The sequence below is a fragment of the Hymenobacter negativus genome (assembly GCF_017571495.1).
In the GTDB taxonomy this organism is placed as follows: domain Bacteria; phylum Bacteroidota; class Bacteroidia; order Cytophagales; family Hymenobacteraceae; genus Hymenobacter; species Hymenobacter negativus.
The window spans coordinates 130,282-156,607 of the sequence record NZ_JAGETZ010000009.1; the positions used below are offsets into that span (position 1 = coordinate 130,282).

Genomic DNA, 26,326 nt, shown 5'->3' on the forward strand with positions numbered 1-26,326 from the left:
TAAAGCTGAGCTACTTTGGTGGCTCAGCTTTTTTTATTGTGTTATGTTGGTAGATACTCGTTTCAATGCACTTACGCACCAGATTATTGGATGTGCCATGGCAGTGCACCGTGCGTTAGGAGCGGGATTTCAGGAGGTAATTTACCAACGGAGCTTAGCGGTTGAAATGGGCGAGAAGAAACTGCTTTTTGCCCGTGAACTGGAAATGCCGGCCTTTTACAAATGGGTCCAAGTAGGAACGCGGCGAGTCGATTTCTTGGTGGCAGACACTGTATTGGTCGAACTCAAAGCAATTAGCGAACTGAATGACTCGCACCACGCCCAAATTATCAACTACCTGGAAGCCTATCAACTGGAAGTAGGCCTGCTTATCAACTTTGGCGAAACGAGTTTGAAATACAAACGCTTTCTCAAGAACCACACCCGTACCTAATCTATCTGATTCCAATCTCAAAGCGCTGCTAACAAAAAAAGCCGCTCTTGCGAGCGGCTTTTTAGCAGTAAATCAGCACAAGAACTCCGCCCAGAAGCGCCGTCCACAAAATCCGAGAAATCCGTCGAATCCGTGGTTCAGACGCCAGCCTTCAACTTCTCGCCAAACAGTGCCTTCACCTTGTCCACTTTGGGGCGGGCTACAAACTGGCAATAGGGCTCGTGGCCGTGCAGGTTGAAATAGTTCTGGTGGTAGTCTTCAGCGGGGTAGAAGGTAGGGGCAGCCACAATTTCCGTCACCACGGGGTTGGGGAAGGCGTGGTTGTCGTTGAGCTTCTGCTTGTATTCCTCGGCGAGCTGCTTTTGCTCCTCGTTGTGGTAGTAGATGCCGGAGCGGTACTGGGTGCCCACGTCGTTTCCCTGGCGGTTGAGGGTGGTGGGGTCGTGGGTTTTCCAGAAGATTTCGAGCAGCTCCTTATAGCTGATAACGGCTGGGTCGAAGGTGATGTCGATAACCTCGTTGTGGCCCGTGAGGCCGCTGCACACTTCCTTATACGTCGGGTTGGCGATGCGGCCGCCGGTGTAGCCGGACACTACTTTCTCCACGCCGTTCAGGTTCTGAAATACGGCCTCGACGCACCAGAAGCAGCCGGCGCCAAATGTTGCTTTTTGCATGGGTAGGGAATTGATTCGTTGTTTGTGGTAACAACGCGGTAGACGTGGCTGTGGTTATTTCCTTACACGAGAATGCTCAGGATGACAGATGGCACCTAAAACGGTGATTCTGCCCTCAACCTTTTGCCGCTGTTGCCGGTTGGCACCGAATACCATAGCCCGATGAGCTACACCTACCACTCTGAAACGTATGGCCAGCCAGCGCTGGAAACCAGTGCCGGGCGGGAGTGGCCAGGGCTGCGGGTCGAACGCTTTCAACTGGAGGCCATGGCGCTGCCGGCGCATTTCCACGCGCAGCACCTGCTCATCATTCATCAGGGCAGCCAGCCGGTGAGTTCCAGTCGCCGGAGCGGGAGCCGACTGGAGCAAGACGTGTTTCACTTCGGCGATGCGGGGCTGTACCCCGGCGGCGAGTACGGCCCAATTTCCTTAGATGGCCCCGCCGACGTAATTCACGTCCACATCGATGCCGGGCAACTGGAAAACCGGGTTCGCCAGAGCCTCGACCTGACGCGCGTTGCACTACGCGAGCGGTTTCGTTTCGCCGACGGGCTGCTGACCCAGCTAGGTCGGCAGCTACTGGCCGCTGCCGGGGCCGAGCACGCGCTTGGGCTGCTCTACGTTGAGTCGCTGACCAATGCCCTCTGCTACCACCTCATCGAGCACCACGCCACCTTTGAGCGGCGTGTGGCCGGCACTGGCGCCCGGCTGCCCGCCCCCGTGCTGGCCCGCATCGATGCGTACTTGGAAGCCTCGGCTGAACAAACCGTGACGCTGGAAGTATTGGCGGGCCTGGCCAACCTGAGCGTGTTTCACTTTGCCCGGCGCTTCAAGCAGACCACCGGCCAGTCGCCTTATCAGTACGTGCTGGCTTGGAAAATCAAGCGGGCCCAATTGCTGCTGCGAGCCGGCCACCTGCCCATGGCCAACATCAGCGATGCGCTGGGCTTTGCCTCGCCCGCGCACTTTTCGGCCGCCTTCAAGCGCGCAGTAGGGCAGAGCCCCCGCGAGTTCCAGCGGACGTAGCGCGAACTTTATAGTCCGCGTCCCGGAACGACCCGGCAAGAGTGCAGACAGCAAGAATCTGTAAGTATACCGCAAGAATCAACCGGGGTACGGGGAGGCGGCAGGGGACCTTTGCCTCCCTCATCAGCAGCCATGAAGCTGCCCCATTCTCCCCATTATGAATACCCCCATTTTAGTAGCCGGTGGCACCGGCAACCTCGGCGGCCGCATTATCACGGCGCTGCTCAAGCGCGGTGCGGCCGTCCGAGCCATTGTCCGGGCCGAAACGGACGAGGCCAAAGTAGCTGAGCTGGCCAAACAAGGCGTTGATATTCGGCGCGTGGATATGGCCGATGTGGCCGCCCTCACCCAGGCCTGCCAAGGCGTGGCGTGTGTGGTATCGGCCGTGGCGGGCCTGCGCGACGTAATTGTGGACGGCCAAGCTGCGCTACTGGCGGCGGCCGTGGCGGCTGGCGTGCCCCGCTTCATCCCTTCCGATTTTTCCAGCGACTACACCCAGCAGGCGGCCGGCGAAAACCGCAACTTCGACCTGCGGCGCGAGTTCCGGGAGCAGCTCGACCAGGCGCCTATCCGAGCCACGTCTATCCTCAACGGCGCTTTTGCCGAGCTGCTGACCTACAACATTCCGCTGCTCGATTTCAAGCAGCACCAAGTCAGCTACTGGGAAGATGCCAATTGGCGCATCGACTTTACCACCATGGACGATACGGCCGCCTTCACCGCCGCTGCCGCCCTGGATAACACCACGCCCCACTTTTTGCGCATTGCCAGCTTCCAGCCCAGCCCCACCGAGCTGGTCGCTGCGGCCGAATCAGCTGGCAAAGGCCATTTCGACTTGATGCGCCTGGGTTCGCGGGCTGACCTGGCCACTGCCATCCAGCATGCCCGCGCGGCCAACCCGGCCGGCGAGCAGCAACTCTACGCCAACTGGCAGCAGATGCAGTACATATTAAGCATGTTCAGCGTGCAGAACACGCCGCTCGACAACCAGCGCTACCCAGACCTGGCCTGGACCAGCCTATCGGAGCTGCTGACCGGTCAGAAAGTGGACCTCAGAAACTCGGTTCCGCTGGATATGTATGCCGATGAGGAGCTTATCAGGCACTTCCCCGGCTTTCACAATCAGTACGCTACCGTGAATGGGGTGCGGTTGCACTACGTGGAGGGCGGCAGCGGCGAACCCCTCATCTGCCTGCCCGGCTGGCCCCAAACCTGGTTTTCCTACCATCCCATTGCTGCGCAGCTGTCCGAGCACTACCGCGTCATCATCGTGGATATCCGGGGCATGGGCAGCTCCGACAAACCCGAATCGGGCTACGATAAGAAGACCATGGCTCAGGATATCTACGCGTTGATGCAGCACCTGGGCCTGTCCAAAGCGTCGCTGCTGGGGCACGACATTGGTGGCATGGTAGCCGCCAGCTTTGCCTTCAACTACCCCGAGGCCACCACAAAGCTCATCCTGGCCGACGGCGGGCACCCCAGCGACGGCATGCGCTACATGTCGCTGCTGCCCGCCCCCGGCGCCTTTGCCGGCAAGATGGACGGCCACCAGCCCTACGTGTGGTGGATGGCTTTCAACCAAGTGAAGGGCCTGCCCGAAAAGCTCCTCGAAGGCCGTTTCCAGTACCTGCTCGACTACCTGTTTGCCTACGTGATGCTGGACGACAGCCGCATGTCGGCCTTCGACCGCGCCGTGTATGCCGCCGCCTACAACGATGCCAACAGTATCCGGGCCGCCAACGCCTGGTACCAGACCTTCGAGCAGGACATTGCCGATGCCCGAACGTATGCGCCGCTCACCATGCCGGTGCTGGGCATCGGCAGCTATGTGTCCTTCGAAAACATGAAGATGAGCCTAGCCGCTATGGCACCCACTGCGCAGATTATTGGCATCCTGGACAGCGGGCATTACATGTTCGAGGAAAAGCCCGACCAGGTACTGGCCGCCGTGCTGGACTTTCTGGGGTAGCGAGTACGCGCCAAGCTTGGTAAATAAAGTAAATAAAAAAGCCGGCTGCGAATACTCGCAGCCGGCTTTTTTATTTCTGAAATAACAGTCAACCCTAATAGCCCGGGTTTTGGGGTACCTTCCAGGTCTGCGCATCGTTCAGCGAAATGGGCAGTAGCGGGAACGGATTGACCGACGACTCAGTAGCAACGTGCGACTGGGCCCGCGCCCGGACGGCAGCCGGCAGGACAGCCAGGTAGCGCCCCGTGCGAATCAAATCCCACAGCCGGAGTGACTCTTCGGCGAATTCAACCCGGCGCTCGTGCCAAATGGCGTTCAGCAGGGCTTGGCCCGACAGGCTGGCGGCCAGGTCGGGCAGCGTACCGGGGGGAGTATTGGCCGGCTCGTAGGTGAGCGAGCCGAGCGTGGTACCCGGTGGGCGGGTCGACAGGCGGGCGCGGGCGCGCACTTGGTTTACCAGGGCTATTGCTTCGGCGGACTTGTTGAGCTGGGCGGCGGCTTCAGCCTTCATCAGCAGGATGTCGGCGTAGCGCAGCTTGCGAATGTTCTGGGGGCCAGCCTCCGGGGAGGGCGGACGGATAATAGCGACCTTGCGGCTGAAGTAACCCGTCGCGTTCTCGTTGAGGTCAACGGGGTTGAGGATGCCCAGCACGATGTCGTTGTTTCTAATAATCGAGACTTCGCGGCGGGGGTCGTTGGCCTCAAACTCATCGACCAAATTCTGGGTGGGGTTGTTAAATCCGTAGCCGAACGTTCGGCGGTTGTTCTGGAAAATATTGTTGGTTGTGCCTATCGAGATGGGGCCGTAGGTGTTGTTGTCCGTTCCAAACTGAATCTCGAATAATGACTCGCTGCTGTTTTCGCCGATGTCCTGATGGATAGCGGCATAGTTGGCCAGCAGGCTATACTGGTTGGAGGTGATGATGGTGCTCGTGAGGTCGTAGACCTCCTGCCAGGTGTGGTTGTTGCCGTTCACGGTGCCTAGCTGGTACATGATGGCGCGGGCCAGGTAGCCGTTGGCAGCGCCCTTGGTGGCGCGGCCCGCGTCAGCAGCAGCGTAACCGCTCTTTTCGGGCAGCATGGTGGCCGCAGCCCTCAGGTCTTTTTCGATGAAGGCATAAGTCTGGGCGATGGTAGCGCGGGACACGTTGGGCGCCTCGGTGGGGGTCACGCTCTTTTCAAACAACGGTACCCCGCCGAAACTCTTCACCAAGTTGAAGTAGAAATAAGCCCGCAGGAACAGCGCCTCACCCTTGAGGCGCGTTTTCAGGCCAGCATCGATGGTGCCGGCGTCGATGTTGTTAATCACCGTATTGGCCCGGGCGATGCCCGTGAAGCTGTGTACCCACAGCGTGGTAACAGGTGGGCTGGAGGGTGGGATGGTCCAGCTTTTAAGCTCAATCAGGGACTGAAAGTCGCTGGGCCCACCGCCTCCTTTTTCAGCATCATCGGTCATCAAATCCCCGAACATCCATTCGTAGGTCTGGGCCACGTACTGACCATTGGGGTCGCCCCATTTAGGACCTTGGTCCCAGGCCGTCACGTCGTACACGGCGTTGACGGCCTGAATGGAGTTGATAGGGTCTCTGAAAAGGTTATCCTGGGTGGTAGTACCAAGGGGCTCTTTTTCCAGAAAATCTTTGCAGCCTGGAGCCAGGGTGGTAATTAGCAGCAGGCCGAACAATACGGTGGCGCGGGTGGGTTTCATATAGGGTAGGTAGGACATAGTTGATTAAAACTGCACGTTGAAGCCTACGCGATAGGTGCGCGCCTGCGGATAGTTGCCGTAGTCCACGCCGTAAGCCAGGGGGTTGTTGTAAGAAGCAACCGTCGAAATTTCCGGGTCATAGCCCGTGTACTTGGTGATGGTGAACACGTTATCAACGGACACAAACACTCGTGCCCCACCCACCTGATAACGGCCCAGAAAGTCCTTGGGCAACGAGTAGCCCAGCTCCATGTTCCGAGCGCGCAGGTAGCTGGCATCCTCCACGTAGCGGCTGCTGAAACGGTCGTTGCCGTTGTTGTCAGTAGCCGTCACGCGGGGCTGGTCACTGTTGGGGTTGCTAGGAGTCCAGCGGTCCATGCGGCTCGCGTAGAAGTTGCTCCACACGCCCACCAAGTTGGAGGACTTGTTCAGGTTAAAGCCCGCGCCGTTCACGGCCTCAGCACCCTGCACCCCGTAGAGCAACACCTTGAAGTCGAAGCCTACATAGCTCAGGTTCAGCGAGGCACCGTAGCTAAAGCTGGGCGTAGCACTGCCCAGGTACGTGTAGTCAGCGGTCGTAATCACACCGTCGCCGTTGGTATCCAGGTACTTCACGTCGCCCGGGCGGGCATCGGGCTGTATCATTACCCCGGAAGTGCTTTTATAAGCGTCAATTTCGCCCTGATTGTGGAACACACCCTGGGCCTGCAAGCCGTTGAAGTAAGCTACCTCGCGGCCTACGTCGGTGAGGGTGGTGTTGTTGATTTGCGTGAGCACATTGCCGGCGGCAATGGCGTTGCCGCCCCCCAGGCTAGTTACTACGTTGTTGATTTTAGTGAAGTTAAGCCCCAAATTATACTGGAGTTTGCCCACCGAGTTGCGGTAATTCAGCGCCAGCTCCAAGCCACGGTTACGCAGGGAGCCTACGTTGGCGCTAGCAGGAGCTTGACCCACATAGTCGGGCACTGGCAGCAGGGCAATCATGTCCTGGGTGCGCCGCTCAAAATAGTCGGCTGTAAACGTCAATTGACTGTTAAAGAGTTCGGCATCAATGCCTACATCAGTGGTGACGGCCGTTTCCCACTTCAGTAGCGGGTTGTTAAGCTGGGTAATGGCCAGGCCAGGAGCGGGCGTGTTATTGAACACGTAGGTCTGGTTGCCATTAGCTACTGAGGCATAGCCGTAGTTAGGCGCGGCATTCTGGTTGCCCACTTGGCCGTAGCTGGCCCGCAGTTTCAGCACTGACAGGTAGCTAACGCCCTTGAGAAAGTTCTCGTTGGAGATGTTCCAGGCCGCGCCCACCGACGGGAAGTATCCTTTGCGCACGGGTCCCAGAAACTTCGAGGTTTGGTCCAACCGCAACGTACCCGTCACGAGGTAGCGGTCGCGGAAATTGAAGTTGGCCCGCCCAAAGTAAGAAGACAAGCTGCCGTCATACTGGTTGCTACGCACGACGTTGTTCGTGCTGCGCGAAGCCGATAGGTACTGTAACGAGGCATCGGCTGGTACGTCGTAGCCCGTGCTAGAAATACCGTTGCCATAGCCGCGCTGTGACTCCTGGCCTAGCGTAGCCGAAAAGGAAGTGTTGTTGGCGAAGGTCTTGGTGTAGTTGGCGTAGTTCGACCATACCCACGAAACGTTCTCGGTGCGCGTCTCGATGAGCGCACTCTGGGCTCGCTGGTCAGTTGGACCAATGTAGTACTGCGGCTGGAAAACTTTGGGATGGTTGTTAAAGTAATTGACGCCAAACGTGGAGCGGAACGTCAGTCCTTTGAACAGCGAAACATCCAAGTAACTGCTGCTGAACAAGTTGTTGTTTGTGATTTTGTTGTATTTCTGCTCGTCGAGGTAGCGCGGTACGTTAGGTGCATTGCGCGTGATGATGTCGTCGCTGTAGGCTCCATCGGGACCGTAGGGGTCGAGGAGCGGGTTCTTTTGCAAGGCGTATTGTAGCACCAGGTAGGGCTGCGAGCCACCCTGGCCGTCGCCGCTGCCCGTTTGGTTGTTGTTGGTAAATGCAGCCGATACGCCCGCCTTGATGTGCTTGGTGAGCACTACGTCGTCATTCACCCGAATTACATACTTCTTGAAGCCCGAATTCTTGACGATGCCGTCTTGCTGAAAATAGCTGCCGCTCACCAGGTAACGGTTTTGCTCGGTGCCGCCCGACGCCGACAGGCTGTAGTTGGTAATCAAACCCTTCTGAGTTACTAAATTTTGGTAATCAATGCCTTGGGCATTGGTATCAATGGCGTTTTGCAACTGAGGGCCATAGTCGGCGGGCAGTGATTGTCCAGCGTTGGTAAATGCCTCCTTCACGAGCGTCGCGTATTGAGCGGCGTTGGCCAGGGGCAGCGTGCGCCGAATCTGCTGGAAGCCTGTGTAGCCCGACAGGTTGAACTGCGTAGCGCCCGCCTTGCCGTGTTTGGTGGTGATGAGCACCACGCCGTTGGCCCCGCGCGAGCCGTAAATGGCTGTAGCCGAAGCATCCTTTAAAATTTCGGTTGACTCGATGTCGGCGGGCAGTAAAAAGCCAATGTCGCTGGTCTGGATGCCGTCCACCACATAAAGCGGGTCGCTGTTGTTGATGGTGCCCACGCCCCGGACCCGAATGCGGGTGCCCGAGCCGGGCTGGCCGCTGTTGGAAGTGACTTCCACACCGGCCGCGCGGCCTTGCAGGGCCTGCACGGGGTCGGAGGTAGCTACCTGTGTTAATTGCGCGCTCGTCACCGACGCTACGGCACCGGTTAGGTCGCTTTTGCGGGAGGTACCGTAACCAATAACTACCACCTCGTTCAGCGCCTGATTGTCTTCGGTCAGCGTGACGCTCAGGCTGGTGGTGGCACCAGTCACCGGCACCTCCTGGCGGGCGTAGCCCACGAAGCTGAACACCACCACACTGTTTTCGGGTGCCTGAATGGTAAAGCTGCCATCTGGGCCGGTCGTCGTGCCGATACTGGTTCCTTTCACAAGCACCGTCACCCCAGGCAGGCCCGTACCCTTGGCATCAACTACGCGCCCGGTCACCGGCACAGCCTGCGGAGCAGTATCGGAGCTGCCGGAATCGTTTGCGGAAATAGGCTTTGCCGGAAGTCGCAACACGATACGGTCGTGGTCTATCTCGTACTCAATTTTCGAGGGCGCAAATACCTCGTCGAGTACCGCTGCCAGCGGCTGATTTTGAGCCCGCACCGTCACTTTGCGGTCAGCTCGAATGAGCTGCTGGCTATACACAAAGCGAATATTGGCCTGCTTGGCCAGCTGGCTCAGAATAGACTTAATCGTTTGGCCTTCTACCTGTACCGTCACGGTACGCTCCAGTACCGTTTGCGTAGGGCGGCCATGAGCCAGCGCCGGGCTCACTTGCAGGCATACTACCAGGGTTGGTAGCAAAAGGCGCCGGAGCACTGGTCGGAAAGGAGAGAAAACTTGTACCTGATTTTCCATAGGTAAGGGTGGGATATGATGAAAATGAGTAGCCGTTCTGCATTTTTGCAAATGCAGTTAGTGGTTTCAAAACCAGTTATTTCGATTTCCGGCTTCTGAAAAAGCCAGTCGCTTGCCTTGGCAAAGCGCCGCTTAGTTGCGCGGCTGGGTCGGGGCGGCTTCGCAGCCGTTACTATGAATAGTAATCTGGGTATCGGTCAGCGTGTAGTAAGCCCCCAGTGATTTACACAACAGGCCCAACTTCTCAAACAACGCCTCATCGTAGAAGGTGATGGTGACCGTGCAGCCAGCTAGCTTCTGCTTGTCGTACAGAATGGCCACGCCGTAAGCCTTTTCCAAAGCCGCGAGTACTTCGGTCACGGGCCGTTCCTCAAAATCGAAAGCCTGCGGCACCAGCACGGCCGGCTTGTCCACCAGCTCTTTCTTCAGTTGATGGCTGGCCACTGAGTACACCACTTGCTGGTTGGGCAGGAGCAGTACGCCGGCCTTGGACGGGTGCGTCGGGGTAGCGTCAAGCTGGGCATCTTGCCGGGGCTGCACCGATACTTTGCCCTCGCGCACGGCCACCAGGGCCTGCGCGCCGCCAGCATAGGCTTTCACGTCGAAACTGGTGCCCAGCACGGTAGTTACTACTTGGCTAGTAAACACCAGGAAGGGCCGCGCCGGGTTTTTATGCACCTGAAAAAATGCCTCACCTTCTAGGTATACCTCGCGCCTGGGGCCGGCCAGGGCCGTGCTATAGCGCAAGGTGCTACCCGATTGCAGCGTGACGCGGCTGGCATCGGGCAGCTGGAACACCTGCGCCCGGCCGGTGGTGTTGTGGTGGCGCATCCAGCCATCCACTGGGGTAGCGGCAACTGGGATTGGGGCAGCCTGCCAATGCCGAACGAAGGGCACCAACCCACTCAGCCCCAAGACGAATAGCCCGACGGCCGCCCAGCGCAGTTGCGGCCTGTGCCAGAAGTCCGAGACCAGTTGTCGCTCGCGCGGCGCAGTTTTGGGCTTGGTTGGAGCTAGCCGCAGCCGCTGCCAGATGGCGGCTTCCACCTGCTGCTGGTCCTGGCTGGGCAGCAGGCGCAGGTCCGTTTCGTGCAGCTGGTTATACCACTGCGTCACTTGGGCCTTTTCGGCAGGCGTGCAGCGGCCATCGAGGTAGCGCTGGAGCAGCAAGTAGAATTCGGCTTCCGTCACGGTGGGCAAGAGGTTGGATGGGCTTCTACCTAACAAGTCAGCTAACTTGCCATTACCCCTAACCTCATCACCCACTTTTTTATAAAAAATGAGCATTCCAATCAGGAAAGCTCATGTAATCAGTTGCTTATTTGGGGAACATATAAAGTTAAAAATGCCAGAAAACGGCTAATGCTACTGCCAAAAAATCGCGCAGGTAGATGCGCAACAGCTTCAGCGATTTGGTAAGGTGATATTCTACCGCTTTTTCGGATAAATGGACACGCCCTGAAATTTCGGCCACCGAATATTGCTCCAGTCGGCTCAGCTGAAATATTTCGCGCGTTTTAGCCGGTAGCCTTTGCACGCTGGCTCGCAGCGCGGCGCTCAGCTCGTTGAGGGCCAGCGCGTTTTCGGTAGTGCTATCGGCCTCCGAAGTATGCAGGCGGCGGTACAACTCATAACCTGACCGGACCTGCTGCATCTTGATATAGTTGATGATGCGATACCGCAGTGCCGAAAACAGGTATTGCTCCAGCTGCTGAATCTCGTGATTTGCGCGGCGGTTCCAGAGGTTTTCAAATAAGTCCTGCACGAGTTCTTCGGCCGTTTCGCGGCTCTTCAACTTCTGATAAGCCAGCGTAAAAAGTCGATAGCAATAGCGTTGGTAGATTTCTGCGAAGCTACCCTCATCATCGGAGTACAGCGCGGTAAGCAGGTCCGCATCCGACAAGGACGCATAATTGCTGGAAGATTGGGAGAACACAAACAGGACGCGTAGAGATGGGAATAATGGCTAATGTACAAAGCAATAGCAGACTTTAACAAATACTTAACGCTCTGATTTCTATCTCAAAATTGCGGGAATTAAACTATACAGTATTGCTTTTGTGATACGACCAAAAATGTACCTAATAGCTCGTTCCCCGTTCGCCCATCGCCACCCCAACCAGCCTCAGTCCGTATGACTCCCAGTAAACAAACAAGGGGCCCAAACCTAAGTTAGGGCCCCTTGTGCCGTTCCAGATAAAGGTATGGGCTTATTTCCGGAACCGCTCGGCCACCATCAGGTCCTTCGAGCCGGCGGTGTACTGGTAGAAGCCCTCGCCCGATTTCACGCCCAGGCGGCCGGCCATCACCATGTTCACCAGCAGGGGGCAGGGGGCGTATTTGGAGTTGCCCAAGCCCTCATGCAACACCCGCAGGATGGCAAGGCACACATCCAAGCCAATAAAGTCGGCCAGCTGCAGCGGGCCCATCGGGTGAGCCATGCCCAGCTTCATCACCGTGTCGATTTCCTCCACGCCAGCCACGCCCTCAAATAGCGTGATGATAGCCTCGTTAATCATCGGCATCAAAATGCGGTTGGCCACGAAGCCGGGGTAGTCGTTCACCTCGGTGGGCGTTTTGCCCAGTTGGCGCGACAGCTCCATCACCTGCTGCGTCACCGCATCGGAAGTGGCGTAGCCCCGGATTACCTCCACCAGCTTCATCACCGGCACGGGGTTCATGAAGTGCATGCCAATTACCTGCTGCGGGCGTTTGGTGACGGCTGCAATTTTGGTAATGGAAATCGACGACGTGTTCGAGGCCAGAATGGCGTCGGCGGGCGCGTGCTGGTCCAGGTCGCGGAAGATTTGCAGCTTTAGGTCCACGTTCTCGGTGGCAGCTTCTACCACCAGGCCCACGCCAGCCACGCCCTCCGCCAAGGAGGTGTAGGTTTTGAGGCGGCCCAGGGTAGCCGCTTTGTCGTCCTCGCTCAGGGAGGCTTTGGTCACCTGTCGGTCCAGGTTTTTGGTGATGGTGCCCAGGGCGCGGTCCAGGGCCGGCTGGTTGATGTCAATTAACGACACCGAAAAACCGTGCTGTGCAAATACGTGGGCAATGCCATTGCCCATGGTGCCAGAGCCAATAACGGCAACATTCATAACAAACAAGAAAAGAGTGGGTGGGAAGTAAAACAAGGCCCGTTGGCCTGCTTCAACAAAGCTACGGCATCATTTAGAAACACCGTTTTTGTTTGGCTCCGAAGAAATATTTTTTCAATTAATATATCCTTTTGAAAGGCCCCCCGTACAAAGCCGCAGAGACACTTCTCGCACTTTTCTCATCTCCCCTTCATTCTCTAACTTCCTCCAAGCCATGGGCAACCTCCTGTATATCATCGCCGTCATTCTTGTCATCATCTGGGCTGTTAGCTTCTTCGGCGGCTTCTTCACCGGCGGCATTATTCACACGCTGTTGGTAATTGCTATCATCGCTATTTTGCTCCGCGTCATTAGCGGGCGAAGCGCTGTATAGCGCAACCCGACCGGGTTAAACTTAAAAACATAAAAAAAGCCGCGCTGTTTTCAGCGCGGCTTTTTTATGTTTTATTAAATTAATTAACTGAAATTAATTCAGCCATTATTTACCGATATTAAATAGCAAGCTGAAGCGAACTACCAACCCCGGATACAACGAGTTTAGCACGGAGCTGTCGAAATTATACAGTGCCACAATATCAACTGCGGCTTTCTCGCCCAGATACGAGCGATACCCGATGCCTGCCAAAGGCGTTGTTACCGTGCGATTGTATTTAAAATAACCGTTGTTGGTGTCAAAGTCAATCAGTTGGGCGTTGGTTACTTCGTACTCGGCATGCACGAAGAATTCCTTGTACACGATGTACTGTGCGAAGGCTTTCAGGCCCACACTGCTCGACTTAATGCTCTGGTCGCCTTGCCGGTTCAGGGCGAAGCCGGCATTGCGCGCATTGTTATCGAGGCTATAGCTACTGTAGGCGTAAGAAATGCCAGGTCCAACCGCTAACTTATTGGTAAGGCGAAAGCCAATGGCCGGCGAAAGGCTCGCGTTAAATTGATTGAGCCCCCCATTTGAAGCGAAGCCCAGGCCAAAGTTGGTGTACAGGAATTTCTTTGATGGCGGCTGGTCTTCCGCGCCGCCGGCCTTGGTGGCCGCCCGGTTGGGGAAGTTCAGGCCTGATGGCGCATCGGGCGTGGGGGGCGCTGCCGGAATGGGCTCCTGAGTAGCAGGCGTAGGCTCCGGGGCGGGCGTAGTAGGAGTCGGGGTGGGGTCTACCGGGCGTGGCGTGGTAGCGGGCGGGCCGGGAGGTGCCGAGTTGAGCACGGGCTTGTCCTGAGCCTGGGCCTGCAAAGCAGACAAGCCAGCCACACCGGCTACGAGCAACAGCGAGCGCAAATAACGTTTCATGCGGAAAGCGGAAAAGAGGAGAATGAAGAACGGGAAACGATAGTCCAAAGCAACAGCAGCGGCCGGGAAAAAAATCGCTCCCCGGGCTCCATTCGTCGATTACTTACGCCAGCTGGTACATTTTCTGACGCTGAGCCTTCAGGGTTTCGTCGGCCAGGTACTCTTCGTAGTTCATGCGGCGGTCGATGATGCCGTCCGGGGTTAACTCGATGATGCGATTGGCCACGGTGTCAATGAACTGCAAATCGTGCGAGGCGAAGATGAGCGAGCCGGTGAAATCCTTGAGGCCGTTGTTCAGGGCCTGAATGCTTTCCAAATCCAAATGGTTCGTCGGGTCGTCCAGCACCAGCACGTTGCCGCTTTCCAACATCATTTTCGAGAGCATGCAGCGCACTTTCTCGCCCCCGCTCAACACATTGGGCTTCTTCTGCGACTCCTCACCCGAGAACAGCATTCGGCCCAGCCAGCCGCGCACAAAGCTCTCGTCCTTTTCCACCGAATACTGCCGCAGCCAGTCCACCAGGTTCATGTTGTCGGCCTGGAAAAAGGCGCTGTTTTCCTTCGGGAAATAGCTGGGCGTGATGGTGGTGCCCCACTTGTACTCGCCTTTGTCTGGTTTGGCCTCGCCAAAAACGATGTCGAACAGGAGGGAGGCCGCCCGGTCGTCGCGACCCACAATGGCCACCTTGTCGCCCTTGTCAAGCGCAAACGTCACGTTTTTCAGCACCGATTGGCCGTCTACCGTTTTGCTCACGCCTTCCACGCTCAGGAGCTGGTTGCCGGCTTCGCGCTCGGGTTTGAATGCGATGTAGGGGTAGCGCCGCGACGAAGGCTTGATTTCTTCCAGCGTCAGCTTCTGCAGCAGCTTCTGGCGGCTGGTGGCCTGCTTCGATTTTGAGGCATTGGCCGAGAAGCGCCGCACAAACTCTTCGAGCTCCTTGCGCTTGTCTTCGGTTTTCTTGTTCACATCCTGGCGCTGGCGCAGGGCCAGTTGGCTGCTCTCGTACCAGAACGAGTAGTTGCCGGGATACATGGTGATTTTTGAGAAGTCCAGGTCGGCCATGTAGTTACACACGGCATCAAGGAAGTGGCGGTCGTGGCTTACCACAATCACCGTATTCTCGAAGTTATCCAGGAAGTTTTCGAGCCAGAGCACGCTCTCGGCGTCGAGGTTGTTGGTCGGTTCGTCAAGCAGCAATACGTCGGGGTTGCCGAAAAGGGCCTGAGCGAGCAGCACGCGTACTTTTTCGCTGGCCCCGAGGTCCGACATCAGCGCGTAGTGCTTGTCTTCGGTGATGCCCAGGCCGGAGAGCAGCTCGGCGGCTTGGTAGTCGGCGTCCCAGCCGTTCATGTCGGCAAATTCGCCTTCGAGTACGCCCAGGCGCTCGCCATCGGCGTCGGTCGCCGTGCCCGCGTCGTACTTGGCGTAGAGCGCGTCTTTTTCCTTCATCACGTTGGCCAGCTGCTGGTGGCCCTGGATGACGGTTTGCAGCACCACTTGGTCATCGTAGGCGAACTGGTTCTGCTTCAGCACGGCCAAGCGCTGGCCGGCCGGCATCTCCACCGAGCCGGTGTTGGGCTCAATCTCACCCGAGAGGATTTTCAGAAACGTGGATTTTCCCGCGCCATTGGCCCCGATGAGGCCGTAGACGTTGCCCGGTAGAAACTTAACAGTAACATCTTCAAACAGCACGCGCTTCCCGTAGCGCAGGCTCACATTGGAGGTGGAAATCATTCAACTAACTAGAAAGAGTACGTAAAAAGGCGTATGGCATGCAGTGGCGGTAAAATTACGCAGTAAGCCGTCACCGAAGCATCGTAGCAAACCTTCGGCAACGCAAATAAGTGCCAGTCAGGACCATTTGGGTACAACCCCGCGCTTGCGAAGCCAGTATAAAGAGAAAAGTCCGTGGCCGCTGTGCCACTTCCACTCCTAAACTCAATTTACCAATGGCTACTGCACCCGCACTCAAATCATCAGCTGCATCTTCTACCAGCCGGCTGGCTGCACTCCGCGCTACTGCTGAAGGCAATGGCGTTAAATACGGCATCTACACCGCTGCCGTCCTAATAGTATACCTTGTAATTGCTGCCATCGCAGGCTTTCTGGGCAGCATCGAAGCCAGTGCCCTCAATGGGCTCATTGTGGTAGCAGGCGTGGTATTGTCCATCCGCCACCTCAGTATCATCAAGGGCCGCGACTTTGGCTACCTGCAGGGCTATGGAACTGGTATCATTACCGCGCTGGTTGCTTCGGCACTGTTGGGCGCTGGATTTTGGCTGCTGGGCGGCATCAGCCAGCAGGCCATTGCCCAGATTCGGACCCGCGACCTGTTTGGCTCTGACTTGGGCGTGCTCATCAGCGGCCTTGGCATCATCCTCATGGGCACGATGACCGGGGTAATCACCTCGCTTATTGCCATGCAGTACTACCGTTCCGCGAACGAAGGGCACTCTGAAATGCAAGAAAAATAAGGTTAAACACAATCTGGTAGAAAAGGGCTGGCTCTCGGAGCCAGCCCTTTTTGTTGTTGACGTAAAATATTTTTTATTGAGATTATAAGATGAATTAGACTGATTTGGAAACTAAACACTAACTTGCGACCGTTAAGAACAAATCTCACACATCTTCCCTGTCAAATATTTGTTTTTTATGTGCAAGACCTACGCCTTTTTGCTAACGCTGTTGTTGGCTGGCGTCTCCTTCAGCGCACAGGCCCAAATGGCTGACCGGCTGTCGGAGCACCCTGCCATGAGCAAGGCCTACGGCGACAAAGCCGTCAACCTAACCCGCGAAATGACCACCCGCCTGCACCTCAACGAGGGGCAGTTTTTGCGCTTGCTGCCCGTGAACCGCACCAAGCTGGCCGGCATGAGCATCATCGAGCGCGAGTACCGCAACGATGACGCCACCCGGGCCGCCAAAGCTGCCGAGTTGGAAGCCCAGTACGAGCAGGAGTGCAGCCGCATTCTTACGCCCACGCAGCTCAGCCAGCTGCAGCAGCAGAACGGCCAGCCCAGTGGCGCCCCCGCTGGCACAGGCAACGGCCTGGGATAGCAAAGCATCATCGATACAAAAAACGGCCCGTCAGGAAACTGACGGGCCGTTTCTGTTAAGGGACGGTGGGGACGAGTGGGTCGGTCAGGACTTCCGTTACAGTGCCTAGGGGGCCGAAACGGAGGCTCAGGCAGGGCGCGCCGGAACGGGCATGGTGGGCGTTGCATTGCGTGCCGGGCTGCAGGTAGTAGTAATATACTTTCTCGGTGCCGGCGCGCAGTTCTTCTTCATCGGGTGGGCCGAGCAGGGCAGTTACGTCGTCGGCCCGCGCTTCGTAGAGATTTTCTTTGCTTTGGGTAAGGGCGGGTACGGCCACGCGGCGCTGGTCGTGGCAAGCATAGGGGTCGGCGCGCCACGCGGCGGCATCGAAGCCCGGGAGCTGGGGCAGGGCGTGGCCGCAGCCCGTTAGCAGCGTGCAACCGGCCAGAATAGCCATCACATGACCGCCAAAAATCCCTGAAAAAGAACGTGAAATCACAGGCGAAAGGAAAAAAGTTGGCTTAAAGCCAAGCATCGGGCGAAACTAAGCACTAAATTTGACCTACTGGTGTAGTGGGCGCATCAGAAATTAGATTAGAGCCGTTTCGGCATCAATGCAGCAGCCGGACTGTAGCGCGAACTTTCAGTTCGCGTCTTGGGATGGATGCTACGCAGTGCAGGGACGCGAACTGAAAGTTCGCGCTACTTACCGCTGATGCTGAAACTGCTCTAGGCACTGCGTTATATATTATTATAATCTATGTTCAAATACCTTGTTCGGGCTAGTCTTGGAATATTATTGCTGGCGCCAGCGCGCCAGCTTTCAGCGCAGGAAGTACCCGTAAATGCTCTGGCAAAACTGCCGGCAACGGCGCGCCGGGCCTATTTTCAAACCGCCTTTGAGCAGAAAGCCGCCCAGCTCTACACCCGCATGGGGCTGAATGTGTCGGGCCTGCCGCTGGCCGTGTTTCGGGAAGGGCTGGTGGGCTACTACAATCTGCGGGCTGCCAGCCACCGGGCCAGCGTGCCACCCGTGCTCACCCTGATTGACTTTAACCAGCCCAGCCAGCAAAAACGCCTTTGGGTTATCAATGTTGAAAAAGCCAAGGTGCTATACCACACGCTGGTGGCGCACGGCAAAGCCAGCGGGGCCGACGTGCCCATGGCCTTTTCCAACCAGGATGGCTCGGAGATGAGCAGCCTGGGTTTCTACCGCACGGCCCCCACCACCTACGTGGGCAAGCATGGCTTGTCGCTAAAAATCAAGGGCCTCGACCCCGGCTTCAACACCAATGCCGAGAGCCGGGCCGTGGTGGTGCACGGAGCCGACTACGTGTGCGAAGACTTTGTGCGGGCGCATGGTCGCCTGGGCCGGAGCCAGGGCTGCCCGGCTTTGCCCGTCGCCCAAACACCGGCTATTGTGAAGGCCATCCAGGGCGGCAGCGTGCTGTATCTGCACGGGCCTGCCGGCGCGGGCTACCGCTCCAAATGGCTGGATTTGGATGGGGCAGTGGCCGCTTTTGCCAGCATGCAGTAGGAATTGAACGGAGGAGGAAGCCGCGCCGGGAATAACCCGAACGGGAAGGGTGCGTTAAAAGCGCATCGGGCGCGGCCCGAGGCAGCCGGCTCGTGGCCGGGCTGCGTTTTTTACCTCCTTACTTCCCCTGTCCATGCGTTTAAATCTTCGCTTCATCATTGCCATCATTGTGGCGGCGGTGTCCCTATTTGGCTACTTTTTCAATACTTCCAAAAATGAGGTGACTGGCGAAACCCAGCACGTCAACATGAGCACCGAGCAGGAAATAGCCCTCGGCCTGCAAGCCGCTCCCGAAATGGCCGCCCAATACGGGGGCGAAAGCCCCGATGCCCGGGCCACGGCCGCCGTGCAGCAGGTCGGCCAGAAAATAATTGCCAGCACCAAGGCCGGCCAGACGCCCTATCGGTTCCAGTTTCACCTGTTGGCCGACGACCAGACCATCAATGCCTTTGCGCTGCCCGGCGGGCAGGTGTTCATCACGCAGGGCCTGCTCAAAAACCTGACTTCGGAAGGGCAGCTGGCGGGTGTGCTGGCGCACGAGATTGGGCACGTAGTAGGCCGGCACTCGGCCGAGCAGGTAGCCAAGTCTAACCTCACGCAGGGGCTGGCCGGTGCGGCATCCATTGCATCCTACGACCCCAACAACCCCGGTAGCTCAGTAGCCAAGGCCGCTATTGCAGCCGCTATTGCCAAAGTAATCAGCCTGCGTTTCAGCCGCAACGACGAGCTGGAAGCCGATAAGTTAGCCGTCGACTTTACCCCCAAAGCAGGCTACGACCCGCGCTCAATGATTAAGGTAATGGAAATGCTGCAAAGCCAGGGCGGGCGCAGCAGCACACCCGAATTCATGAGCACGCACCCCGACCCCGGCAACCGCATCGGGGAGCTGCAAAAGGAAATTGCCGCCGAATACCCGCAGGGTGTGCCGGCTGGATTGAAGCAATAGCCGCTGTCATTGCGAGGGCGGAGCCCGTAGCAAGCCGTCCTGTTAGTGTGACGAGCCCGGCATGGTGACAAAGCTTGGTTTACTGAAAAGCCCCAACTCTGAGCAGAGTTGGGGCTTTTCACTTGTTGGAGTTGCTCGCTTTTACAGGACGGATTGCTTTGTCATGCTCGCAACGACACGCTAGAAGTTGGGGGGCGTTAGGTTTTTGAAGTGGCCGTTGAGGCGGACCCGTTCTTTGAGGCGCTCGGTTTCGAGCACGACGGGCAGGATGGTGTCGAGGTGTTCGCGCACTATTTCCTGGCGCTCCTGCTCGCTGGTAGTGGCCAGCAGCTGGTATTCCTGGTCGGTGCTGAAGCCAATGTGGTGGGCCACGTCGAAAATGCAGTAGTCGGGGGCCAGCTCCAGCAGGAGCTTGCGCAGGCCGAGGGCTTCGTAGAGCTGGCGCACCTGGCGGGTGATGATGTCGCGCAGCATGGGGTCGGCTACGTCGTCCTGCACCACGTCTTCAACCAGGCCGCCGGCGTAGAGCTTGCCGGGGGCCTGGCGGTAGAATTTATTAATGCGAAACACCCCCACGGCTTTGGTGCGGATGTCGAGCTCGCCGCTGGAATAAGTTTGCTCCACGCTGAGTAAGCGCATTTCGGTGCCCAGCTCGCTCAAGGATTCGTCGAGGTAGGGCGGAATGCCGAAGGTGGTGTTTTGCTCGATGCACTCGCGCACCAGTTGGCGGTAGCGCGGCTCGAAAATGTGCAGGTTCAGCTTCTCGCCCGGAAAAACGACCAGATTGAGGGGAAACAAGGGCAACAGACGGGCCATGAGCAGCGAACTAGGAGTAGGAATAAATCAAGCCTTTAACAATGGAAGGGCCTGATTAGGTTTGGCGCCACCCCCAGCAGTGAGCGGAACCGTAAGCAGGCAGCAAGGTAGGCGGGAAAGCTGAAACCCGGCGCACCACGCTACTTTTGCCCCAATGTCATCTGCCAAGCTAATTCCCGACGTTTCCCTGCTGCTCAAAAAAGCCAGCCGCCTGCTGCTGCAAGTAGGCGCGGCGCTTTTCCTCACCTCCATTGCCTGGGTGCTGATTTACCGCTGGGTGTCGCCGCCCGCCACCTGGTTGATGCTGGACCGGCACGCGCACCCGCCGGTGGGCCTGGGCTACTACGGCATTCAGGAAGAGCCCCGGCGCATTCACTACGATTTCCGGACCCTGGACGAGGTGGCCCCGAGCGTGCCCTTGGCTCTGGTGGCGGCCGAGGACCAGCGCTTCCTCATTCACCACGGCTTCGACCTGGACGCCATGGCCAGCGCCGCCAAACGCAACTGGAACGGCGACGGCAAGCACATTGTGGGGGGCAGTACCATCTCGCAGCAAGTGGCCAAAAACGTGTTTCTGTGGCAGGGCCGCAGCTACGTGCGCAAGGCCGCCGAAGCCTACTTCACGGTGCTCATCGAAACACTATGGAGCAAGCGCCGCATTATGGAAATGTACCTCAGCGTGGCCGAAATGGGCGACTGCACCTTTGGCGTGGAAGCCGCCAGCCAGCGCTATTTCGGCAAGCCAGCCAGCAAGGTGAGCACCGCCGAAGCTGCGCTGCTGGCCGGGGTGCTGCCCAACCCGCTGCGGTTTCGGGCTTCTAACCCCGGGCCGGTGGCGCGGGCCAAGCAGCTGCGGGTGATGCGCAACATGCGCCGCCTGGGGGGCACCCGCTACGTAGCGGATATGCTGAAGTAGGTAAGTCGCCAGTAGAAAAACGTCATGCAGAACACCGCGAAGCATCCTTACCGCAGTAGGAAACCAACTGCCTGGCCGAAGCGGGCAGGAGGCTTTGCCGCCCTCTGCTTGACCGTCGGCGGAACCTTATGCGGCTGCTCCACAGCGCGTCAGTCGGCCACTGCCGACCCGGCCGTAGCCCGCCGCGCCATCGTGCAGGTGCTGACCACCCAAACGGCGGCCTGGAACCGGGGCGACATTCCCGGCTTCATGGAAGGCTACTGGAAGTCCGATTCGCTGGTGTTCATCGGGCGGAAGGGTCCGACGTATGGCTGGCAGCCCACGCTGGCCAACTACCAGAAAAACTACCCCGATGCAACGGCCATGGGCCAGTTGGATTTCAGTGGCTTGCGGGTGACGCTGGTGGCCCCCACGGCGGCGCAGGTAGTGGGCCGCTGGCACCTGGCCCGGCCGGCGGCGCTGGGCGATTTGCAGGGGTATTTCCTGCTGGTGCTGCGGCAAGTGGAGGGGAAGTGGGTGGTGGTGGCCGACCACACCAATAGCAGCCAGTAAGTAGGAAAGACCGAGAAATGCTGGCCCGGTTGATGAAAACCCACAATGAAAAGCCCCGTCAGCGCGGGTAGCTAATTGAGCTTTGGAAGTAGTTGGTGGCTCTGGCCAGCCGGTTACATTAAGCCTGTTGCTGGCAGAAGGCGTGCAGTAAGTTTTGTAGGGTGTCGGGTGATGCGCCCCCAGCCTGTTCAAGTCACGCCGCCACCGGAAATTTTCAGGAGTTTGCCTGGCTGCCGAACAGAGTTGACATCCACACCACTGAGGCAGATAGTCCCGCGCCCATCAGTCTTTGCTGCCGCTGTCCTATATTCAGGACTCCTTTCCTCTTTTTCCTTCTACTGATGGCCTCTTTTACCGCAGAGTTCCGCGTAGCTGGCTACATCTTGCCCATTCGGCACTGCCACTACGACGCCGAGCAGTTCTCCGAAGAGCGTGGGCGCGTGGTAGTCAAAGTGCGCAAGGGACCAGTTGAGTTTGTTTTCGATGTGCCCGACCATTCCTTTTTGGAAGACTGGGCCCTCGACCTGTTCAAACGCCTGCCTGCTGAGGCCGTGTTTTTTGATGCCACGGGCCACCTTCTGGAAACGCTCAGCTTCGCTGGGGCCTACTGCGTGGGCTACCAGGAATTCTTTGCCAGCGGCGATGCCGAGGGCGGGGCCTACCAGTGCCGGGTCACGCTTTCCGACCCTGACGGCTGGAACTGGCAGTTGGGTGAGCCCACGGCCTATATGCATCCCATCCTGCTGGCCCCTGCTCTTACGTCTGCCCCAGTGCTGCCGAAATTGGTCGAGGTAGTGGTGGAGGAATCGGTCTGGACCCGGTTGGGGCTCGGCATCCTGCGGGTTCTCGAAGCCGGGGCCAGCTTCCCGGCCCTGTTAGCGGGCTTCTTGTTACTTCCCCAAACAGCTCACGCGCCTGGTATTCCGCAGCATCCTCGTATTCTCGATAAGGATGCGCTGCGTTTAGCCGAACTGGAGCATTTGAACCAACATGGCCAACTCACCAAAGATGAGCAAGCCGAGTATCTAGCGCTGCTGGCCAAGGTGCGGGGTATTCATTTAGACAGCATTGATGAGCACCTACTCGATGCGCACTTGAGGACTGTAGTATCGGATTATGAAGAAGTTCATTTGGCTGGGATGCGCCGTGAGGCAGTTGGCGAATTCGATGGCATTAATATGAAGGAGAAAATATTCATTGAGGACAAAAATGCGGAAGGCTTACGGAGGCTAAATCCCAAAACGGGACTACCTGCGCAAAGCCCAGCAGATTGGGCTGAAAAGCACATTTACAATAAAACAAACACCAGAATCGAGGGCCTCAAAATCGCCAAATACACTTATCCCCAGCCAGCTCCTGATATTGAGCACATCCGGGATTTTCGCCGTTTGCATTTCCGTCTTGATGCAGACGCCCCTGACTTGCGTGCTGCAACAGAGGATGCAATGCGACGGTTACGAGCTAAGAACCCTGGTTGGGAGTTTACAGCTCAATATGGTAAAAACTAATCATTCAGTAAGTATGTCAGTTGCTTTACTTTTTCAATTCCCTGGCCAATTGGTTCCGCGTGTTGATACGAACGAATTGATAACCGCCAGCCACTTAAGACCTGTGAGTACTGAGAAAAACTTCCTCTCATATTGGCTGCCCGTAATCGAGGCTGAGGGATACGCGTGGTTGCCAATTATGAACGTAGGCATTGACTTTGACCCGGAGAACCTCCCCGAAGTCCTGGATGAGCTACGCCAGCTCCAAGCCGCATTCCCGCGCTACTACACTCCAGATGACGAAAAGTACGACTATGTTACTACCAGTATCGCAAGATTAATTGCTGAATTGGAAGCCATCAATCCTGATGACTTGGCTTCCGGGAAGTTGGAGTTGTTCCTTGGCTAGGGCGCTTCTAATGGTGAGCTATCCTATAAAATCCCTTCGGTTTAGGTGGGTTTTTTTACCTTCTGCCACTAGTGCCTGTGCCTACAACTGAGCCATGCAACAGCTTAAATGGGACTTCGCACCAGCTTCACCCGCAAGTAATTTCGGGTTTCGGGTGATAGACTTGACAGACCCTAATGCTCCTTGGGTGTTCTTTTTTACAGGAGTCTTTTTACAGGATTATCCACGAGTTGTCGAGTCTGCTGTGTAAGAAATCGGCGTGGGATTTAATGCGGTTGGGGTCACTTTTCCAAATGATTTAGATGAGTGGGGGTTACTTGAGCGCGCCGCTTTACCTCTTGATAGCGTAGAAATCTATCATCATGATTTTGGTTATACTACCATTTTTCGTGCGGCATTCTATACCATCCTGCTGGCCTTTGCCGAGCGCTTGGTAGCGCGGCCTGGCCAAGCAGTGGAGTGGTACACGGCCATGCACACGGCCTTGGATAAGCTCCGCGCCAAGATGGCCGACGACGCCGCAGCTGCGCAGTAAGGCCCCACGGTGCAACTGGCGTAGTGCGGGAGCAGCCAGTATCACTCCGAATGGTGATGCATTAGGTCCGGCGAGGCGTAAAAGCAGGTTGCTTAGCGCGAGGGGGGGCTAGGCGGTTGCAGCTGTGCGGCAAGCTCCGGGGGGAGCGCCCCGATTTGCTGCAGGAAGCCCAGCCGGTCGCTCTGCATCCAAGACCGTACAATCTTGAAATTCCGGAGCTGGTAAATGGCAATGGCACTGTTGGTGACCGGGCGGTGAGTGGCCGCAAAGCTGCGGAAAGCGCCTTGGTGCGTCCCCGTCCACGACCAGCGCACCACCACCTGGTCGCCCTCGGCCAGTAAGCTTTCCACGGTCCAGCTGATGTCGGGAAAGGCGGCCCGTACGGGCCTGATGGTTGCGGCCAACCCCGTGGGCCCGTGTTCGCCTTGCGCACCCACGTACTCGTCGGCCACTACTTGCGGGAGCAGGTCGAGCTGGCCGGGGTTGAGAATGTCTTCGTAGAGCTTGCGAACGACGGCCTTATTTTTTTCGGATGCGGGGATATCTGGCATAGCGACCTGCTTTTTGGAGTGAGCGACGGGGGACGTAATGATTTTTTGCTGCGCGTGGGCTGCTCCCCCCAGGCAGACGATGCTGCTGAGGAGAAGCCCCGGGATGACGGCTGTCTTCATGCGAAGGGAGGTTGATGAACAGCACAAAGTTGCCGCGGGACGGAAGCCGGCAATTGTAAAAAATCAGTGATTTACCAGTACGCGCCCGATTGGAAGAACTCGTGCGGCGCTTGCCCGGTGAAGGCCCTGAAGTCGTGGATGAAATGGGACTGGTCGAAATACCCCGCCTCGTAGGCCAGGCCGGTTAACTCCTGGCCCACCGCGTGGCGCGCAAGCAGCTGCCGAAACCGGAGGATGGTGGCAAACTGCTTCGGCGACGCCCCGACCACGCGGCGAAACTGCTTTTCCAGCGGGTCCTGGCTGCTGTTGAGCGCCTCGGCCAGGGCTTTTATGCGGATGTTGCCATGGCAGTGCCGGAGGTGTTGGAGGGCTCCGCGCACGAGTGGGGGCACCGCCGCCGCGCGTAGCCGGGCCCACAGGAAGTGCTCGACGAGCGCAATGCGCTGCAAATGGCTGTCGGCGGCCGCCAGCTTTTCGGTTAGCTCGCTCAGGGTTTCCCAGCGCACCAGGGCCTCCAACGGCTCGCTGGTGCCGAACAGCTCGTGCAGGGGCTCCCGGAAAAACGCCGCCGCCCCGTCGGCGTGAAACACCACCAGCAAAACCGCACTCGCGGGCGCGTACTGCACCCGCCGGCTCGATTTCCGAAGCCCCGTAATGACGGCGGCGGGAAGCTGGTGCTCCGCGCCACCCGCTGCGTGGCCGACGTAGCCTTTAAAGCGCAGGGCCAGCACAATTGACGCGTCGGGCAGCAGCCGGTTTTCCACGGCCGCGCCACTTTCAACAATCAGGAAAGTCTTAACAAAGGGCCGTAGGGCGGCGGTGGGCAGGTAGGAGTGGAGCTGCATCTTCAGGGCCTCGTCATGACCAATTGGCCGGGCAACATAACGTGGGGGATGCCCACAAGGTAACAGCCAAGCCTGAACAAACGGGGTTGCAAAAGCCCAACTGGCCGGCCCCAAACGCAAAAAAGCCCGCTCTCACCAGAGCGGGCTTTTATTATCCGGATAACTGCGGGCTACAGCTCGGCGCGGCGGGTGGTCACGGCGGCCACAAACGTATCGAGCGTGGCGATGTCGTTGGTGAGGGTGTCGCGGTCCAGCTCTTTTTCGAGCAGGGCCAGAACCCCGTAGTTCCTGGACTGCTTGTCAAGAGCTTGAGTTTTGGTCGTCACTGACCAGCTTGCCCTCTACCTTTATGCTTATGAATATCCTGCGATACGCCTTTTTTTTACTGCCACTGCTGGGTGCTTGTAGCGAGTCAGCTACTCACAATCGGAAAGCCGTTATCACCGAATACAAACAGGCTGGGAGTAAGGAAGCATTTACGCAATTTCTGCGTACTGCATCGCCGGCAGGTCGGGTTCAGGTAGTTTATTTCTATGCCGACTGGTGCGGGCCTTGTCGCCGCTTTCGGGAAGCACTGCCCAGTGAGGAGGTGGACAACGCCCTTCAGCAAACCGCATTGATTAAAGTGAATGTTGATAGCTGCCAAGAACTGGCAGCTTACTACGAGGTGAATGTGGTTCCCACATTCGTGAAGGTTGATGCACAAGGTCAACCTGTGGCAAAAATTACCAGCGCAGAGTGGGGTGAAGATGTCCCAAATGAGATTGCACCGGTAATGACGAAGCTCGTAAGTAGCAAGGCCTACGCCCTAAAAAAATAGTATAGCAGGGGATAAGGCTCTTTCGATTAAAATAGATAAAGGGAGTAATGTTTGGATTGAAATGAGTACCAAATTCCTGTAGCCCCGTGCCCGGCCATCGCATCACTTACCC

Annotated in this window: 27 protein-coding genes; 14 read left to right on the forward strand and 13 right to left on the reverse strand. The window is 57.5% G+C overall.

What is annotated here, in order from left to right; genetic code table 11:
* Nucleotides 1–43 precede the first annotated feature (43 nt).
* A complete protein-coding gene (locus J4E00_RS18420; RefSeq protein WP_208176728.1) occupies nt 44–433 on the forward strand; it encodes a GxxExxY protein in 390 nt (129 codons plus the stop codon).
* 137 nt (nt 434–570) lie between these two features.
* Here the strand turns inward: J4E00_RS18420 and msrA are convergent, their stop codons facing one another.
* Nucleotides 571–1,107 carry a peptide-methionine (S)-S-oxide reductase MsrA gene (gene msrA, locus J4E00_RS18425; RefSeq protein WP_208176729.1) on the reverse strand — a complete coding sequence of 179 codons (537 nt, stop codon included), beginning with the start codon at nt 1,105–1,107 and terminating at the stop codon, nt 571–573.
* 162 nt (nt 1,108–1,269) lie between these two features.
* Between msrA and J4E00_RS18430 the strand changes: the two genes are divergently transcribed.
* Together J4E00_RS18430 and J4E00_RS29575 are read left to right on the forward strand one after the other, a co-directional pair.
* Nucleotides 1,270–2,133, forward strand: a complete 864-nt coding sequence (locus J4E00_RS18430) for a helix-turn-helix transcriptional regulator (protein WP_208176730.1) — start codon at nt 1,270–1,272, stop codon at nt 2,131–2,133.
* A gap of 157 nt (nt 2,134–2,290) precedes the next feature.
* The gene (locus J4E00_RS29575) at nt 2,291–4,105 is read left to right on the forward strand and encodes an alpha/beta fold hydrolase (RefSeq protein WP_236049933.1); all 1,815 of its coding nucleotides are present in this window, start codon (nt 2,291–2,293) and stop codon (nt 4,103–4,105) included.
* A gap of 94 nt (nt 4,106–4,199) precedes the next feature.
* Here J4E00_RS29575 and J4E00_RS18440 read toward each other — a convergent pair whose 3' ends face one another.
* From J4E00_RS18440 to J4E00_RS18460, 5 genes are all read right to left on the reverse strand, one after another.
* Entirely contained in the window at nt 4,200–5,813 is a 1,614-nt protein-coding gene (locus tag J4E00_RS18440) for a RagB/SusD family nutrient uptake outer membrane protein (protein ID WP_208176731.1), read from the reverse strand.
* Nucleotides 5,814–5,837: 24 nt separating this feature from the next.
* Nucleotides 5,838–9,221, reverse strand: a complete 3,384-nt coding sequence (locus tag J4E00_RS18445; protein ID WP_208176732.1) for a TonB-dependent receptor — start codon at nt 9,219–9,221, stop codon at nt 5,838–5,840.
* A 171-nt stretch (nt 9,222–9,392) separates the two neighbouring features.
* Nucleotides 9,393–10,451 carry a FecR family protein gene (locus tag J4E00_RS18450; protein WP_208176733.1) on the reverse strand — a complete coding sequence of 353 codons (1,059 nt, stop codon included), beginning with the start codon at nt 10,449–10,451 and terminating at the stop codon, nt 9,393–9,395.
* A gap of 148 nt (nt 10,452–10,599) precedes the next feature.
* The gene (locus J4E00_RS18455; protein ID WP_208176734.1) at nt 10,600–11,196 is read right to left on the reverse strand and encodes a sigma-70 family RNA polymerase sigma factor; all 597 of its coding nucleotides are present in this window, start codon (nt 11,194–11,196) and stop codon (nt 10,600–10,602) included.
* A gap of 274 nt (nt 11,197–11,470) precedes the next feature.
* Entirely contained in the window at nt 11,471–12,358 is an 888-nt protein-coding gene (locus J4E00_RS18460) for a 3-hydroxyacyl-CoA dehydrogenase family protein (RefSeq protein ID WP_208176735.1), read from the reverse strand.
* Between the two features lie 214 nt (nt 12,359–12,572).
* Here J4E00_RS18460 and J4E00_RS18465 point away from each other — a divergent pair, with 214 nt between their 5' ends.
* Nucleotides 12,573–12,731: a lmo0937 family membrane protein gene (locus J4E00_RS18465; RefSeq protein WP_208176736.1), complete on the forward strand. Its 159-nt coding sequence runs from the start codon at nt 12,573–12,575 to the stop codon at nt 12,729–12,731.
* A 105-nt stretch (nt 12,732–12,836) separates the two neighbouring features.
* On the opposite strand, the gene J4E00_RS18470 is transcribed toward J4E00_RS18465, so the two are convergent.
* Both J4E00_RS18470 and J4E00_RS18475 read right to left on the reverse strand, forming a co-directional pair.
* Nucleotides 12,837–13,643: a hypothetical protein gene (locus tag J4E00_RS18470; protein WP_208176737.1), complete on the reverse strand. Its 807-nt coding sequence runs from the start codon at nt 13,641–13,643 to the stop codon at nt 12,837–12,839.
* Nucleotides 13,644–13,746: 103 nt separating this feature from the next.
* The gene (locus tag J4E00_RS18475) at nt 13,747–15,378 is read right to left on the reverse strand and encodes an ABC-F family ATP-binding cassette domain-containing protein (protein ID WP_208176738.1); all 1,632 of its coding nucleotides are present in this window, start codon (nt 15,376–15,378) and stop codon (nt 13,747–13,749) included.
* 215 nt (nt 15,379–15,593) lie between these two features.
* Between J4E00_RS18475 and J4E00_RS18480 the strand changes: the two genes are divergently transcribed.
* Both J4E00_RS18480 and J4E00_RS18485 read left to right on the forward strand, forming a co-directional pair.
* Nucleotides 15,594–16,118 carry a hypothetical protein gene (locus tag J4E00_RS18480; protein ID WP_208176739.1) on the forward strand — a complete coding sequence of 175 codons (525 nt, stop codon included), beginning with the start codon at nt 15,594–15,596 and terminating at the stop codon, nt 16,116–16,118.
* A 178-nt stretch (nt 16,119–16,296) separates the two neighbouring features.
* On the forward strand, nt 16,297–16,701 hold the full coding sequence (locus J4E00_RS18485; protein ID WP_208176740.1) for a hypothetical protein: 405 nt from the start codon (nt 16,297–16,299) through the stop codon (nt 16,699–16,701).
* A gap of 55 nt (nt 16,702–16,756) precedes the next feature.
* On the opposite strand, the gene J4E00_RS18490 is transcribed toward J4E00_RS18485, so the two are convergent.
* A complete protein-coding gene (locus J4E00_RS18490; protein WP_208176741.1) occupies nt 16,757–17,179 on the reverse strand; it encodes a hypothetical protein in 423 nt (140 codons plus the stop codon).
* A gap of 261 nt (nt 17,180–17,440) precedes the next feature.
* Here J4E00_RS18490 and J4E00_RS18495 point away from each other — a divergent pair, with 261 nt between their 5' ends.
* Nucleotides 17,441–18,217 carry a murein L,D-transpeptidase catalytic domain family protein gene (locus tag J4E00_RS18495; RefSeq protein WP_208176742.1) on the forward strand — a complete coding sequence of 259 codons (777 nt, stop codon included), beginning with the start codon at nt 17,441–17,443 and terminating at the stop codon, nt 18,215–18,217.
* Nucleotides 18,218–18,350: 133 nt separating this feature from the next.
* Nucleotides 18,351–19,163: a M48 family metalloprotease gene (locus J4E00_RS18500; protein WP_208176743.1), complete on the forward strand. Its 813-nt coding sequence runs from the start codon at nt 18,351–18,353 to the stop codon at nt 19,161–19,163.
* A 180-nt stretch (nt 19,164–19,343) separates the two neighbouring features.
* On the opposite strand, the gene J4E00_RS18505 is transcribed toward J4E00_RS18500, so the two are convergent.
* Nucleotides 19,344–19,979 carry an LON peptidase substrate-binding domain-containing protein gene (locus J4E00_RS18505; RefSeq protein ID WP_208176744.1) on the reverse strand — a complete coding sequence of 212 codons (636 nt, stop codon included), beginning with the start codon at nt 19,977–19,979 and terminating at the stop codon, nt 19,344–19,346.
* Between the two features lie 154 nt (nt 19,980–20,133).
* Here J4E00_RS18505 and mtgA point away from each other — a divergent pair, with 154 nt between their 5' ends.
* From mtgA to J4E00_RS18530, 5 genes are all read left to right on the forward strand, one after another.
* A complete protein-coding gene (mtgA, locus tag J4E00_RS18510; protein ID WP_208176745.1) occupies nt 20,134–20,895 on the forward strand; it encodes a monofunctional biosynthetic peptidoglycan transglycosylase in 762 nt (253 codons plus the stop codon).
* Nucleotides 20,896–21,003: 108 nt separating this feature from the next.
* Complete coding sequence (locus tag J4E00_RS18515; RefSeq protein ID WP_236049936.1) at nt 21,004–21,447, forward strand: YybH family protein; 444 nt, start codon at nt 21,004–21,006, stop codon at nt 21,445–21,447.
* Nucleotides 21,448–21,788: 341 nt separating this feature from the next.
* Nucleotides 21,789–22,955, forward strand: a complete 1,167-nt coding sequence (tssD, locus tag J4E00_RS18520; protein ID WP_208176747.1) for a type VI secretion system tube protein TssD — start codon at nt 21,789–21,791, stop codon at nt 22,953–22,955.
* A gap of 13 nt (nt 22,956–22,968) precedes the next feature.
* Complete coding sequence (locus J4E00_RS18525; RefSeq protein WP_208176748.1) at nt 22,969–23,343, forward strand: hypothetical protein; 375 nt, start codon at nt 22,969–22,971, stop codon at nt 23,341–23,343.
* Nucleotides 23,344–23,602: 259 nt separating this feature from the next.
* Nucleotides 23,603–23,878 carry a hypothetical protein gene (locus J4E00_RS18530; protein WP_208176749.1) on the forward strand — a complete coding sequence of 92 codons (276 nt, stop codon included), beginning with the start codon at nt 23,603–23,605 and terminating at the stop codon, nt 23,876–23,878.
* Nucleotides 23,879–23,970: 92 nt separating this feature from the next.
* Here J4E00_RS18530 and J4E00_RS18535 read toward each other — a convergent pair whose 3' ends face one another.
* The 3 genes from J4E00_RS18535 to J4E00_RS18545 form a co-directional block, all read right to left on the reverse strand.
* Nucleotides 23,971–24,549 carry an ester cyclase gene (locus J4E00_RS18535; RefSeq protein WP_208176750.1) on the reverse strand — a complete coding sequence of 193 codons (579 nt, stop codon included), beginning with the start codon at nt 24,547–24,549 and terminating at the stop codon, nt 23,971–23,973.
* A 71-nt stretch (nt 24,550–24,620) separates the two neighbouring features.
* A complete protein-coding gene (locus J4E00_RS18540; protein ID WP_208176751.1) occupies nt 24,621–25,394 on the reverse strand; it encodes a helix-turn-helix domain-containing protein in 774 nt (257 codons plus the stop codon).
* A 170-nt stretch (nt 25,395–25,564) separates the two neighbouring features.
* Nucleotides 25,565–25,720: a hypothetical protein gene (locus J4E00_RS18545; protein WP_208176752.1), complete on the reverse strand. Its 156-nt coding sequence runs from the start codon at nt 25,718–25,720 to the stop codon at nt 25,565–25,567.
* A 29-nt stretch (nt 25,721–25,749) separates the two neighbouring features.
* Between J4E00_RS18545 and J4E00_RS18550 the strand changes: the two genes are divergently transcribed.
* Complete coding sequence (locus J4E00_RS18550; RefSeq protein WP_208176753.1) at nt 25,750–26,214, forward strand: thioredoxin family protein; 465 nt, start codon at nt 25,750–25,752, stop codon at nt 26,212–26,214.
* The last annotated feature ends 112 nt before the right edge of the window (nt 26,215–26,326 follow it).

What these genes read in the sequence shown, in the direction of transcription:
- J4E00_RS18440 (WP_208176731.1), bottom strand. Translation starts at nt 5,813, where the DNA reads ATGAAACCCACCCGCGCCACCGTATTGTTCGGCCTGCTGCTAATTACC.
- J4E00_RS18420 (WP_208176728.1), top strand. Translation starts at nt 44, where the DNA reads ATGTTGGTAGATACTCGTTTCAATGCACTTACGCACCAGATTATTGGA.
- J4E00_RS18535 (WP_208176750.1), bottom strand. Translation starts at nt 24,549, where the DNA reads ATGAAGACAGCCGTCATCCCGGGGCTTCTCCTCAGCAGCATCGTCTGC.
- J4E00_RS18525 (WP_208176748.1), top strand. Translation starts at nt 22,969, where the DNA reads ATGTCAGTTGCTTTACTTTTTCAATTCCCTGGCCAATTGGTTCCGCGT.
- mtgA (WP_208176745.1), top strand. Translation starts at nt 20,134, where the DNA reads ATGTCATCTGCCAAGCTAATTCCCGACGTTTCCCTGCTGCTCAAAAAA.
- J4E00_RS18465 (WP_208176736.1), top strand. Translation starts at nt 12,573, where the DNA reads ATGGGCAACCTCCTGTATATCATCGCCGTCATTCTTGTCATCATCTGG.
- J4E00_RS18500 (WP_208176743.1), top strand. Translation starts at nt 18,351, where the DNA reads ATGCGTTTAAATCTTCGCTTCATCATTGCCATCATTGTGGCGGCGGTG.
- J4E00_RS18485 (WP_208176740.1), top strand. Translation starts at nt 16,297, where the DNA reads ATGTGCAAGACCTACGCCTTTTTGCTAACGCTGTTGTTGGCTGGCGTC.
- J4E00_RS18480 (WP_208176739.1), top strand. Translation starts at nt 15,594, where the DNA reads ATGGCTACTGCACCCGCACTCAAATCATCAGCTGCATCTTCTACCAGC.
- J4E00_RS18460 (WP_208176735.1), bottom strand. Translation starts at nt 12,358, where the DNA reads ATGAATGTTGCCGTTATTGGCTCTGGCACCATGGGCAATGGCATTGCC.
- J4E00_RS18475 (WP_208176738.1), bottom strand. Translation starts at nt 15,378, where the DNA reads ATGATTTCCACCTCCAATGTGAGCCTGCGCTACGGGAAGCGCGTGCTG.
- J4E00_RS18540 (WP_208176751.1), bottom strand. Translation starts at nt 25,394, where the DNA reads ATGCAGCTCCACTCCTACCTGCCCACCGCCGCCCTACGGCCCTTTGTT.
- msrA (WP_208176729.1), bottom strand. Translation starts at nt 1,107, where the DNA reads ATGCAAAAAGCAACATTTGGCGCCGGCTGCTTCTGGTGCGTCGAGGCC.
- J4E00_RS18470 (WP_208176737.1), bottom strand. Translation starts at nt 13,643, where the DNA reads ATGAAACGTTATTTGCGCTCGCTGTTGCTCGTAGCCGGTGTGGCTGGC.
- tssD (WP_208176747.1), top strand. Translation starts at nt 21,789, where the DNA reads ATGGCCTCTTTTACCGCAGAGTTCCGCGTAGCTGGCTACATCTTGCCC.
- J4E00_RS18495 (WP_208176742.1), top strand. Translation starts at nt 17,441, where the DNA reads ATGTTCAAATACCTTGTTCGGGCTAGTCTTGGAATATTATTGCTGGCG.
- J4E00_RS29575 (WP_236049933.1), top strand. Translation starts at nt 2,291, where the DNA reads ATGAATACCCCCATTTTAGTAGCCGGTGGCACCGGCAACCTCGGCGGC.
- J4E00_RS18550 (WP_208176753.1), top strand. Translation starts at nt 25,750, where the DNA reads ATGAATATCCTGCGATACGCCTTTTTTTTACTGCCACTGCTGGGTGCT.
- J4E00_RS18430 (WP_208176730.1), top strand. Translation starts at nt 1,270, where the DNA reads ATGAGCTACACCTACCACTCTGAAACGTATGGCCAGCCAGCGCTGGAA.
- J4E00_RS18505 (WP_208176744.1), bottom strand. Translation starts at nt 19,979, where the DNA reads ATGGCCCGTCTGTTGCCCTTGTTTCCCCTCAATCTGGTCGTTTTTCCG.